General features: G+C 60.7%; 10 protein-coding genes. 5 read left to right on the top strand and 5 right to left on the bottom strand.

Going from position 1 to position 12,668, the window contains the following annotated elements; translation table 11 throughout:
* The first annotated feature begins 87 nt into the window (after positions 1–87).
* Entirely contained in the window at positions 88–1,353 is a 1,266-nt protein-coding gene (locus NJC38_RS11295; RefSeq protein WP_253114619.1) for an Hsp70 family protein, read from the top strand.
* Between the two features lie 77 nt (positions 1,354–1,430).
* On the opposite strand, the gene NJC38_RS11290 is transcribed toward NJC38_RS11295, so the two are convergent.
* Positions 1,431–2,441 carry an AI-2E family transporter gene (locus NJC38_RS11290; RefSeq protein WP_045486905.1) on the bottom strand — a complete coding sequence of 337 codons (1,011 nt, stop codon included), beginning with the start codon at positions 2,439–2,441 and terminating at the stop codon, positions 1,431–1,433.
* Positions 2,442–2,618: 177 nt separating this feature from the next.
* Positions 2,619–3,509: a triacylglycerol lipase gene (locus tag NJC38_RS11285; protein WP_253114617.1), complete on the bottom strand. Its 891-nt coding sequence runs from the start codon at positions 3,507–3,509 to the stop codon at positions 2,619–2,621.
* 170 nt (positions 3,510–3,679) lie between these two features.
* On the opposite strand from NJC38_RS11285, the gene osmE reads away from it, so the two are divergent.
* Complete coding sequence (gene osmE, locus NJC38_RS11280; protein ID WP_045486901.1) at positions 3,680–4,018, top strand: osmotically-inducible lipoprotein OsmE; 339 nt, start codon at positions 3,680–3,682, stop codon at positions 4,016–4,018.
* Between the two features lie 81 nt (positions 4,019–4,099).
* Here the strand turns inward: osmE and NJC38_RS11275 are convergent, their stop codons facing one another.
* On the bottom strand, positions 4,100–6,022 hold the full coding sequence (locus NJC38_RS11275; RefSeq protein ID WP_253114614.1) for a methyl-accepting chemotaxis protein: 1,923 nt from the start codon (positions 6,020–6,022) through the stop codon (positions 4,100–4,102).
* A 542-nt stretch (positions 6,023–6,564) separates the two neighbouring features.
* Here NJC38_RS11275 and NJC38_RS11270 point away from each other — a divergent pair.
* Entirely contained in the window at positions 6,565–7,107 is a 543-nt protein-coding gene (locus NJC38_RS11270; protein ID WP_253114611.1) for a ferritin-like domain-containing protein, read from the top strand.
* A 466-nt stretch (positions 7,108–7,573) separates the two neighbouring features.
* Here the strand turns inward: NJC38_RS11270 and NJC38_RS11265 are convergent, their stop codons facing one another.
* On the bottom strand, positions 7,574–9,640 hold the full coding sequence (locus tag NJC38_RS11265) for an AsmA family protein (RefSeq protein WP_253114609.1): 2,067 nt from the start codon (positions 9,638–9,640) through the stop codon (positions 7,574–7,576).
* A gap of 160 nt (positions 9,641–9,800) precedes the next feature.
* Between NJC38_RS11265 and NJC38_RS11260 the strand changes: the two genes are divergently transcribed.
* Complete coding sequence (locus NJC38_RS11260) at positions 9,801–10,427, top strand: TetR family transcriptional regulator (RefSeq protein WP_253114607.1); 627 nt, start codon at positions 9,801–9,803, stop codon at positions 10,425–10,427.
* A 50-nt stretch (positions 10,428–10,477) separates the two neighbouring features.
* Positions 10,478–11,620: an AGE family epimerase/isomerase gene (locus tag NJC38_RS11255; protein WP_253114597.1), complete on the top strand. Its 1,143-nt coding sequence runs from the start codon at positions 10,478–10,480 to the stop codon at positions 11,618–11,620.
* 110 nt (positions 11,621–11,730) lie between these two features.
* Here the strand turns inward: NJC38_RS11255 and NJC38_RS11250 are convergent, their stop codons facing one another.
* Positions 11,731–12,495, bottom strand: coding sequence for an SDR family oxidoreductase (locus tag NJC38_RS11250; protein ID WP_045486886.1), 765 nt, complete (start codon positions 12,493–12,495; stop codon positions 11,731–11,733).
* Positions 12,496–12,668: the final 173 nt, after the last annotated feature.

The raw sequence follows: 12,668 nt of genomic DNA, 5'->3' as shown, positions 1-12,668 counted from the left end.
GCGTGCAACCAATCGGCACATGGCACTACGCATTCCTGGTGCACTGACATACACTGCGCGGCCGTTTTTTTCTGGAAGGCACTCTCCATGACAGATCAATCCCCGGCCCGTGCCTGCGGCATCGACTTCGGCACGTCCAATTCCACCGTCGGCTGGCTGCGCCCCGGCATGGAAACGTTGATTGCCCTGGAAGACGACAAGATTACCCTGCCGTCGGTGGTGTTCTTCAATATCGAAGAGCGCCGCCCGGTGTTTGGCCGCCTGGCCCTGCATGAGTATCTGGAAGGCTACGAAGGCCGCCTGATGCGTTCGCTCAAGAGCCTGCTGGGTTCCAAGCTGATCAAGCACGACACCAGCGTGCTGGGCACCACCATGCCGTTCACCGACCTGTTGGGGTTGTTTATCGGCGAGCTGAAAAAGCGCGCCGAACGCAGTGCCGGCCGGGAGTTCGAGCACGTGGTACTGGGCCGCCCGGTGCATTTTGTCGATGACGATGCCGCCGCCGACCAGGAGGCCGAAGATACCCTGGCCGCCGTCGCCCGCAAGATCGGCTTTAAAGACGTGTCGTTCCAGTTCGAGCCGATTGCCGCAGCGTTCGACTACGAGTCGGGCATTGGGCAGGAAGAGCTGGTGCTGATCGTCGACATCGGCGGCGGTACCTCGGACTTCTCGCTGGTGCGCCTGGCGCCTGAGCGCCGCAGCCGTGACGACCGCCAGGACGACATCCTGGCCACCGGCGGCGTACACATCGGCGGTACCGATTTCGACAAGCAACTGAGCCTGCAAGGCGTGATGCCGCTGTTCGGCTACGGCAGCCGGATGAAAAGCGGTGCGTTCATGCCGACCAGCCACCACATCAACCTGGCGACCTGGCACACCATCAACTCGGTGTACTCACAGAAATCGAAACTGGCGCTGGGCAGCATGCGCTACGACATCGAAGACGCCAACGGCATCGACCGTCTGTTCAAGCTGATCGAGCAGCGCGCCGGGCACTGGCTGGCCATGGAAGTGGAAGCCAGCAAGATCGAACTGAGCCAGGCCGAAAGCCGCCATGTGGCCATGCAACGCATTGAGGCCGGTTTGAGTGTCGACCTGACCCGGCCGCTGTTCGAGTCGGCCATCGAGTCGCAACTGGAGCAGGTGCGCAACAGCGTCACTGAGTTGCTGAACAAAGCCGGGGTCGGCGTCGCGCAGGTCAACACCGTGTTCTTCACCGGCGGTTCCAGCGGCATCCCGGCACTGCGCAACAGCGTGTCACTGATGCTGCCCAACGCCCGGCACATTGAAGGCGATATCTTCGGCGGCATCGGCAGCGGCCTGGCGATCGAAGCCAAAAAGCGTTACGGCTGAGGAGCCGTTGCAAGCCCCAAGCTGTTAAGCCTCAAGCGAAAAGCCAACCTCGATCAGCTTGTAGCTTGCAGCTGCGTTCAGACCAGACCCGCCTGCTTCAATTCGCTCTTGAGGTAGGCGTAGTACACCGGCCCCGCCACCACGCCAGGCAGGCCGAAAGCGGCTTCGAACAGCAGCATGGCCAGCAACAGCTCCCAGGACTTGGCGCTGATCTGGCCGCCGACGATGCGTGCGTTGAGAAAATACTCGACCTTGTGGATAACGATCAGGTAGCCCAGCGCCGCCAGCGCCACCCACAGCGACACCGACAGGCCGACGATGAAGATCAGCGTGTTGGACAGCAGGTTACCCACCACCGGCAACAGGCCCAGCACGAAGGTCATGAAGATCAGGGTCTTGGTCAGCGGCAGGTGAATGCCCCACAGCGGCAGCACCACGGCCAGAAACACCGAGGTCAGTGCGGTGTTGAGCAACGAAATCTTGATCTGCGCAAAGACAATGTTGCGAAACGCCTGGCTGAGCAGGTGCAGACGATCAAACAGCGCGGCAGCCAGCGGTTTGCGGCTGCTGACATCGCTGATGCGCTGCAAGGCAATGATCGCGCCCAGCACCATGCCAATGAGCATGGTTACGAACATGTGCGCGGCACCCTTGCCGATCAGTTGCAGCTCGCCAATGTGCTTTTGCAGCCAGACCACCAGCGAGACCCGGAACTCGGCCGCACTGGCCGGCAAGTAGGACTCGATGAACGGCGGCAACTGACCGCGAGCGCGGTCGATCAGGGTCATGAACTTGTCCAGCGAGGCGCCAGGGTTTTCCGCCTCGTGCAGGATGAAGCTGAACGCGCCGGCGAACAGCAAAGCCAGCAGGCTCACCACCAGGGTGCCAAGCAACGCCACCGCCAGCCAGCGCGCCCGCTCGCCGGCAATCAGGCGCTGCAAGCGCGGGGTCAGCATGTTGACCAGCTCAAACACCAGCAGGCCGCAGAGCAGGCTTGGCAGCAAACGAAACGGCAGCACGAACAGCAGGCCGCCAAACATGATGAGCCAACTGGCGATGAAGATCTGACGCGAAGAAAACGTTGGCATAGCGCCTCATACGGCAGCACGGACAAGCGGGCAGTCTGCCAGCCTTCCAGAGCGAGAACCAGTGAGCGCGCTGCAACGCGCCTGACAACACTGACAACGATCAGCTGCGCGCCCCCGATTTGACGGGGGCGCGACCGGATGACGCAGGCTGAAAATTATTTCTTGCGGGCGCGAAAGCTAGAGACCGGCGGCTTTCAGCCGTGCGGCATGCTCCAGAAACAGCTGCACCGGCCGGGCCCCGCGCCCGACCAGGCCGATCATCTGATTGACGCTGTCGAAGTGATCCAGCGCAAAGTCATCACCGATCACCCGGCCCAGATGCGAGCTGAAGCGCCCGACCATGCCGTCACACTGGCCGCGCTCTTTGGTGAAGGTCCGGGCAAACAGGCGACAGACGATATTGGAGCCATCGAGCAGGTTCAGGCCACGATTGGTGATCCCCGGCTTGATGATCCCCGACCAGGAGTAGTAGCGCACGCCATCGACCACCTCTGCGCCCTGCCCGCCCCAGGACTCTGGCAAGCCTTGGGGATACGCGCGGTTGAACAGGGCCACGCCGGTGGTGGTCAACGACTGGTGCGAGGCACTGATATCAGTGGGCAAGCGCGGCCCGCGATAGCCGGTTTCGAAGACCCGGATCAACCCGTCGAGCAAACCGATGATCGCATTGACGATGCGCCCGCCTGGCGTGCCCACCGGAAACCGCCGCTCAAGAAAGTCGGCCAGTTCCGAACCATGATTGGGGCCGGCCACGGAGGTGACTGAGGCCACCAGGTCCGGGCGCTTGGCCGCCACATAGCGGACCGTCAGCGCGCCCTGGCTATGGCCGAACAGATTGACCTTGGTCGCGCCGGTGTCGCGCATGATCTGCTCGATGACCAGCAACAGTTGTTCCCCGCGGATTTCCGTGGAGTTGACCCCCGAAACCATGACCGGAAAGACCTTGGCACCACCACGCTCCAGAGGTTTGACGATCCCGAACCAGTAGGGGTAGATCAGCACCCTGACAAATCCCAGCAGGCCGGGGACCAACAACAGGGGATAACGCGTGGCGTAGTCTTGTGTCATGGGACGCTCCTGTCCTGAACCTTGATGGGTTCAGCCTAGCGGCGTTTGCCGACAAGGCAGCAAAAGACGACCAACAAACGATACTGGCCAAATGCATCGAACTCTCTGCCGCCGCTGCGGTTCAAAATCGTACCGGGCCGGCATCGGCTCTGTCATACGGAGAGACTGCGATGTACAAGCAAATCCTGGCAGCAAGCTGTGTTCTGGCAACTCTGGCCGGCTGCGGCAGCACCACCGTGCAAAACCCGGTGGACTACGTGACCTATCGCGACCAGCCGCTGGTCAAGCAGGTCGAGAACGGCATGACCCGCCAGCAGGTGCTGACCATTGGCGGCGAACCTTCGACCACCGTGCAGCGCAAGGTCAACCCTGGCACCTGTAATAACTACGTGCTGACCAAAGACGGTCACCAACAGGTGTATCACGTGAGTTTCAACAGTGATGGCAGGGTGGTACACAAGGGCTTCATGACCTGTGAGCAGCGCGAGCAGAACGAAAAGGCAATGTAGCGTTAAACGACATAGACAAAAGCCCGGTGGCTAAAAAACCGGGCTTTTTGCTCTCTGGCGTCGTGATCGACCTAACGCCCATCAGACCTGAAAACGCTGCACATGGCCTTGCAGGGTATGGCCCAGCCTGGCCAGCTCCATGCTCGCCTGGCTGGTCTGCTCGCTCGCGGTGTAAGCCTGCTCGGTAATGCTGCGCACATTCACCACGCTGCGACTGATCTCTTGGGCGACCGCACCCTGCTGTTCGGCAGCGGCAGCAATCTGCCGGGTCATGCCCTGGATGGCGATGATGTTCGAGGTAATGCTCGACAACGCCTGACCGGCATCGCGGGCCAACCCGACGCTGTCTGTGGTCAATTTCAGGCTGGCATCCATTCGCTGTACGGCGCGCTGGGTGCCCTGCTGCAACGCCGCAATCAGCGCTTCTATCTCTTGGGTCGATTGCTGTGTGCGCTGGGCGAGTGCGCGAACCTCATCGGCCACTACGGCAAAACCACGTCCGGCTTCGCCTGCCCGCGCCGCTTCAATGGCAGCGTTCAACGCCAACAGGTTGGTCTGCTCGGCAACCGACTTGATGACGTCCAGCATGGCACCGATACGGCCACTTTCCAGCGCCAGACTGCTTACCGCCTGGCTGGTCAGCTGAACCTCCCCGGTCAGGCTCTCGATCTGCTCTATGGCCTTGATGACGATAGTAGCGCCGCCATCGGCATCCTGCGCAGCCTGGTCTACTGCGCTTGCCGTTTCGACGGCGCTGCGGGCCACGTCCTGGACCGAGGTGCTCATCTGATGCATCGCTGTCGCAACCTGCTCGGTCTCAAGCTTCTGCTCACTGGCGCCGCTGCTGGTCTGCCGGGTGATCGCCGAGAGTTGTTGCGTTGAACTGGCGATCATGGATGCGCCATCACCGATATGGCTGATCAATTGCCGCAAATGGGTCACCATGTCGGCCAGTCCCTGCTCAAGCTGACCGATCTCATCCTCACGGCGCGAGGCAGGCTGCACGGTCAGATCACCGCTGGCAATACGCCGAACGCTTTGCAGAGCGGCGCGCAGGGGCGGCGCAATCTGCCGGGTGATCAGCACGGCCCCAAAGACCCCCAGGCCAAGCGCCAGCGCCAGGCTAAGCGCCATTGTCCAGGCAGCGGTTTGAGTGTCCTGGGTACGCAGTTGCATCTGACTGGCATACAGATCCTGACTGAGCTGCAGCATGGCATCGCCCTGCTTCTTGATTTCATCGACTTGGGTCCTGATCTGCACCAAGGCCGCCTGATGAACATCCAGCGTGGCGCGATAACCGAGCACCAGATCGCGCAGGCTTGAGGCAACGGATTGACCGCTGTCATCCAGCGACTGGCGCAACACCTCCAGACTGGACAAGGTCTTGTCGACGGCCGCGACCGATGCAGAAAAGCTGTTCGGGTTATTGCTGTAGGTGTAGGCCCGTGTTTCAAACCGGGCATACAGAAACTGCATTTGCAGGTCTTTGACGGCTCGGTAGCGCGTGTACTGTTGCTCGACATTCAATTGATTCTTGCCGATATAACCGTCCAGGCTGTCCAGCAGTGCCAGGGTCTTGTCACCGGTACTGCGCCGCATCGCGCGTGACTCGTCGATCTGTTGATAACTGGCTTTAAGGTTATTAAGACCGGCGCTGTATTGCGTCAGGTAGTTTGCCATTTCAGCGAGAATCGCCTGATTCGACGCCTGCCTGTACAGCGCGGCAAGGGCATTGAGTGTCTGCCCGGTCGCGCTGATTCTTGTCTCCAGGGTGCCGGCCTTTTCGGCATTGCCCTCACTCTGCAAATAATCCGATCTGGCCAGGCGCATCGTCGCCAGGTCATCCATGAGCTTGTTCACAGCGCTCATACGATCCATACGCCCGGACAACGCGCTGATGGAGCTCCAGCCGGCGCAAAAAATCAGAACACTCATCAACAACAGCAGCCCGAAACCTGTCATCAGTTTCCTGGCGACAGTCAGATTGGCCAGCCAGCGATACATACCCGGTACTCCTATTCAATCCGACAGACAGCCTGGGACGCGCAGTGCAGGGGGTGCTGGCGTAACAGAACGGGCTGGCAGAATGACAGGCCGGTTTCAATCGCTCCAATGCAAAAATCAGAGAAATTATTGCTTTATGCGCATAAATAAGCACACATCAGCAGCGTCGAACAGGACCGGGGGGACGGCGCGAAGCGAGGCTGCACGTCAGTTGGCTGGCAACCCAGCAGCAATCGTGCAGCCTTGAATCATTCAAACCTCAGAAAACCAGCTTGAACAGCGCGATGACCACGATCAAACCAATCAGAAAAATGATGCCGACGGTGCCGCCAAGGAACTTGAGCATGGTGTCTCTCCATAGAAAGGTCTCATCGTTGTGACCCCCACCTGCTGCAGTCGTTTCGTGTTTTTTACACCCGGATGAATGATTGAATTCCGATAAAACTTTTCCTGTCGCTTGTTACTCACAACCTGTAACGACTTCGCCGCACCGGCTGCAACAGAGCGAAGCGTCACAACCGTACTAGCCCAGGAGATACCTGATGAACAGCCTGAACCCAGCCCATACCCTGTCTGACGTCAGCAGCCTGCGCCAGCGTGCCCGCCAGCACGTCGAGAACGGCGCGGTCACCGAAGGCTACAGCGCCGACCGGGATACCATCCTGCGCCTGCTCAATGAGTCGCTGGCCACCGAACTGGTGTGCGTGCTGCGCTACAAACGTCACTACTTCATGGCTTCGGGGCTTAAAGCCAGCGTTGCGGCGGCAGAGTTCCTCGAACACGCCCAACAGGAAGCCGAACACGCCGATAAACTCGCCGAGCGCATCGTGCAACTGGGCGGCGAGCCGGAGTTCAACCCGGACCTGCTGTCGAAGAATTCCCACGCCCAGTACGTGGCCGGCACAACGCTCAAGGAAATGGTCTACGAAGACCTGGTGGCCGAGCGCATTGCGGTGGACAGCTATCGGGAGATCATCCAGTACATCGGCGAAGCTGACCCGACCACCCGGCGCATCTTCGAAGACATTCTGGCCCAGGAAGAAGAACACGCCGACGATATGGCGGACATTCTCGCTGATTTGTGAGGGTGGATGGCTGGGGCGCTATCCATGACGCCTCGGCCACTCGCTATTGATTCTGCTCCACTGCCCGGCACAGGCCAGCCACCGGGCCAGGCCTGACCCCAGAGGTCAATCAGGCACTTTATGCTTCGCTGGGAGCAGTAATGGGCGTAACGCCAAGACTGTTCGTTTAGGCGTTATATACCTCTGTGGGAGCTCCCCTGGTAGCGAAGAGGCCAGTAAAAACACTGCATCTGCCGTGACTTTACCGACCTCTTCGCGAGCAGAGCTCGCTCTCATCAAACAAATTACAAATCGCTGATTTACAAGGCCCTCCCGTAGGAGCAGCTTTAGCTGCGAAGCCTTTCGCAGCTAAAGCTGCTCCTACGGGGTTGCGTGTTGGCTACGCGACAGCGCGGCGCCGAGGCGGCGGGCGATCTCCCATAGAGATTTTTGAGGCTTAATCGAACAGTATTGGGCTTACCCCTGATTATCTGGTCGCCTTGGGTAACTTGCCGGCCCTGATCTGTTCCAGCATCGGGGTGCATTGGTCCGGGGTGCTGTCGCCGGTGGCAACCAGCGCCAGCAGGCTCGCGGCAGGGCCGGCGGCGACACCCAGCGCCAGCATGCCGGCGCCGCGCAGCAACAACGGGCCGGTCTGTACGCCGGCATTGGGTTTGGCAAAGGTGCCGTTGACGTACAACGGTGAGCGCAGGGAAAACACCCGGAAGCCTTTCGACTCAGGATTGATCTTCAGGTCCAGTTGCTCGCTCTTGAGATTGGCGGTGCCATTGATGTAAATGATCGCGTTCTCGGTATCGAACACAAACAATCGGCTGCTGGCCAGGCCGTCCTTGATCCCGAAGTCGCTGACCGCGCAATTGATCTTCACCTCCTTGTCACCGAACAACTCTCCAACCAGATAGTTGCCAACATTGAGCCCGGCGATTTCCATCAGCCCGCGACTGATCGCACCATCGTTGATCAACATGCGCAGTTGGCCATTGGCGGTCCCCAACAAGGTCGCGACCGAGTTGCCCTGGCCGCTGATATCAGCGTCACCATTGAGCTCGCCGAAGCTGGTTTTCATCGGTTCGAACGTGGGGAACAACTGCTTGAGCTTAAAGCCCCGGGCCGACAGTTTGGCGCGCCCCTGCAGCGGCTGGACGCGACCGTTAAGGCGAATATCGGCATCAAGCTTGCCGCCGGCCACGCCAAAGCGCAGAGGTTGCAGGCTCAACTGACCATCATCGAGCAGCACATGGGTGTACAGATCGCTCAGCGGTAGTTCCGGCGCCTGGACGATGCGCTTGCCGGTGAACTCCACATCGGCATCCATGGCGCGCCAGCGGTCGGTGGCAAATGTCTCGACCGGCAACACTTTACCCGACGGCTGCTTGCTCTCGCCGCCGCGCTTTTTCTGCTCGGTATTGGAATCGGCACCGATCAGCGGCGCCAGATCGGTGAACAGCAACTGGTTGGACACCAGCTTACCGGTCAGTTTCGGCCGTGGCTGGCTGGCGACAAAGCCCAGGTCACCGTGGATGTCACTGTTACCGATCTTGCCGTTGAAGCCTTCATAACGGAAGTTCGCACCTTGCGGGTCCTTGAGCCGGGCAATCAATCGACCGTCGGTGGCGTATGCCCCTGAATCGGGCAGGGTCACGCCGGTCAGCGGGTACAGGTTGCTCAGGCTCGCGCCGGAGAGTTTCAGGCGCAGGTCCAGGGCGCCGAAGTTCTGCGGATCGGTCAGGGTGCCGGCGACCACGATATGGGTATCGGCAATTTTTACATCGGCCTGCACCGGAAATGGCTGGCTGGCATCCTTGAGGGCCAGCAACCCGCCAACCTTGCCATTGCCGCCAACCGGCAGGCCACGGTATTGACCCTTGGTGGCGATGGCAAAGGCATAGTCCTGGGGCCTGGCGCCCTTCTCGGCCACCTTCTGTGCTTCTTTGCCGCCGACAATGTCACTGAACGGAATCGGTTTACCCAATGGGGTGATGACCAGTTCCATCCGGGTTTTAAGGGTCTGGTCATCAATGCTTACCAGGCCTTTGTCGAAGCGGATCGAGCCAATGTCGAGCTCCCACGCCGAAGGCTCTGCGTCTGGATCGGACTTGGGCAGGTCGAACACCCAGTTGGCGCGGCCGTCGGCCAGCCGTTCGAGCTTTGCGTCGGGTTGATTCAGTTCGATGCGGGGAATCACCACCCGCTGGCTCAATAGCGGCAACGGCGAGAGGCTGAACGTCACCTGTTTGAGCGTGACCATCTGCGCCTGACGCGACCAGTCAGGGTTGCCCAGGGTCAGGTCCTGCGCGACAAACTGCGGCCAGGGCACCCAGCCACGCCAGCCGTTTTCATCGCCTTCGCGCTGCCAGCGCACGCTCAGATCTCCGTTGATGGCAAACGGACGATGCAAGGCTGCGCTGACTTTGTCGTTGATAAAAGGTTTGAGGCGGTTCCAGTCAAAGGTGGCGATCACAACGATCAGAATGGCCAGCAGGGCGACCAGGGTGACGCCTGTCCAGGCGAAAATCTTGCGGCTGCGCGTCATTGCGACTCTCCAGAACCCGCGCGCCCATCAGGCGCGCTACACACGACATACCACTTTGACTGGTAAAAGCCAGCATGGTTTGACTCGATCACTCATCAACCTGCTATCGGTCGCTCTCGTGTTAGAGTGCAGCGCAGTTTATCCCCGGAACGCCCCACCCATGTCACCCCGCGCCGAACAGAAACAACAGACCCGCCGCGCCCTGCTCGACGCCGCACATCAGTTGATGGAAAGTGGTTGCGGCTTCGGCAGCCTGAGCCTGCGGGAAGTGGCACGCACCGCCGGGATCGTGCCGACCGGTTTCTATCGGCACTTCGACGACATGGACCAGTTGGGTCTGGCGCTGGTCGCGGAAGTCGGCCACACCTTTCGGGAAACCATCCGCCTGGTCCGTCATAACGAAATGGTGATGGGTGGTCTGATCGAAGCCTCGGTACGGATCTTTCTCGACGGTGTGGCAGCCAACCGGCAGCAGTTCCTGTTTCTGGCCCGCGAACAGTACGGCGGCTCGTTGCAGGTTCGTCAGGCGCTGGCGGCATTGCGCGAAGGTATCGTCGCCGACCTGGCCACAGACCTGGGGAAAATGCCCAAGTGGCAGCACCTCAACAGCGACTCGCTGGGCATCATTGCCGACCTGGTGGTCAAGAGTGTCTTTGCCATGTTGCCAGAGCTGATCGACCCGCCCGCCGCCCCGCTGGCGGCCCACCTGACCCCGCAGGCCAAGATCACCGAACAGCTGCGCTTCATATTTATGGGCGCGCGCCATTGGCGCGGCCTGCACGGTTAGCAGTACGCCTGTTAACATGCGCGCATCCGATCCTGCCGTGATGCCCGCTCATGCCCCACGCCTCCAGCACCGTTCCACAGCCTGAACTGAGTCAGGTGTTTGCCGCCTTGCAAACGCATTTTCTCCAGATTGTTGTGCCCATATGGCTGGGCCCAGGCTGGAACCCGGCACTGGCACTGCCTTTTGAGGCCGTCGACCCCGAGCACCAGCCACTGCCTGCGCAGCGCTACCGGGCCATGGCCTGCGCCCGCCAGTTGTTTGTATTCGCAAGCCTGATTGGCAGGCCGCAAGTACCGCAGGCCGAGCAGCGTGCCCATGCGTTGTTCCGCTCGTTGCAGCGGCACTTTCACGATGCCGAGCATGGCGGCTGGTTCTACAGCATCGACCCGCAAGGCGCCCCACTGGATCGGCGCAAGGATCTGTATACCCACGCGTTCATCATTTTCGCCTGCGCGCACTACTGGGCCAAAACCCGAGAGCCATTGGCCGAGTCGGCACTGGACGCAGCCTTGAGCGTGGTACGCGAGCATTTTGCCGATGGCCAGGGGCTTTATGAAGCAAGCCTTGGCGAAGACTGGTCCGATCTGGGCAGCGGTGCGTTGCAGAACCCGCTGATGCACCTGGCCGAAGCCTTTCTGGCCACGTTACAAGTGCGCGCCGACCCCGACACCGTCGAGGCGCTGGAAGGGCTGGTGGATCACATGCATGAGCACTTCATTGATCCGGCGAGCGGCGTGCTGCTGGAGAAGCCGCTCGGCGCTGTGGATAACTGGTACGAGCCGGGGCACCAGTTCGAGTGGTTCTTTCTTCTGCAATCAACCCCGCAGTTGCATGGCAGCCCGTTGTACAAGGCGCTGCACACAGCGTTCGCCGTGGCTCAGGCGCAAGGTGTCGATGCTCGCAGCGGCGCGGTCAGTGCAATGCTCAAACCCGATGGCAGTGTCGTGGACGGCATCCAGCGTATCTGGGCCCAGGCCGAGTACCTGCGCGCCCTGGCGTTACGCGACGGTGCGCAGTCATTGCTACCTGCGCAGGCCATGGCGCTGCAGACCCGGTTCATTTATCCACAGGGCTGGCATGAGTGCCTGGACAGCGAGGGAAAAGTCAGCCGCAGCGACATGCCCTCCACCACCCCGTACCACTTGGCAACCTGCTACCTGGGGCTGGAAAACCACCTCAATAACAACACATGACCCGGTAGGAGCGGCCGGGCGGCGGTCCGCTTCAGCCGCGAAGGCTTCAGCATCAATTCGCTGCTGAAATTCGCTGCTAAAGCAGCTCCTACGGGGTCAGCGGACAGGTTTTAGCCGCGGTTGCGATCGATGGCAAAGCCTGCCCAGGTCTGGCTGACCGGCATCAGCTCCAGGCTGTTGATGTTGACGTGGGCCGGGGTGTTCATGATCCAGAAGATGGTCTCGGCGATGTCTTGCGGCTGGATCGGCTCGGCGCCGGCGTAGGTGGCGTCGTACTTGGACTGGTCACCGGCAAAACGCACCAGCGAGAACTCGCTTTCGCACAGGCCCGGCTCAAGGTTGGTGACCCGCACGCCAGTGCCGACCAGGTCGTTGCGCAAGTTCAGCGAGAACTGACCGACAAAGGCCTTGGAGCCGCCGTATACGTTACCGCCCGGATACGGGTAGTTACCGGCCACCGACCCCAGGTTGACGATGCTCGCACCACGGCCATGAGCGATCAGGCGCGGCAACAGCAGGCGCGTGGTATAGACTAGGCCTTTGATGTTGGTGTCGATCATGGTGTCCCAGTCGTCCAGATCGCACTTCGGTGCCGGTTCCAGGCCCAGAGCCAGGCCTGCGTTGTTGATAAGTCCGCGAATCGTGGCGAACTCTTCCGGCAGTTCGGCGATGGCCTTCTCCATGGCCTTGCGGTCACGCACGTCCAGCTCAAGGGTCAGCACCCGGGTCTTGGCCGACAACTCGGCCTGCAGCGCATCCAGGCGCTCTTTGCGCCGACCGGTAAGTACCAGCGACCAGCCGGCCTCGGCAAAGCGGCGGGCACAGGCTTCGCCAAACCCGGACGTCGCTCCGGTAATGAATACGGTGGAAGTCATTTCATTCTCCTGACATGGCGCTGAACCGCGCAGCCTGTTGATAAGTGCGCCAACTGCAAACAGCCGCGCACACAAGACCGGCAGAATGCCCGTGCGATCGGCCGAGGATCAAGCCCGGTGGATAAAACAGCCAATACCACGTGAACCTGTACAAAAAACGACCAACAGCCTGT

Origin of the sequence: Pseudomonas sp. 21LCFQ010, from assembly GCF_024129905.1 — a bacterium.
Classification (GTDB): Bacteria; Pseudomonadota; Gammaproteobacteria; order Pseudomonadales; family Pseudomonadaceae; genus Aquipseudomonas.
Note: the sequence above shows the minus strand (reverse complement) of the source record. Positions and strands in the feature narration are given on the sequence as shown.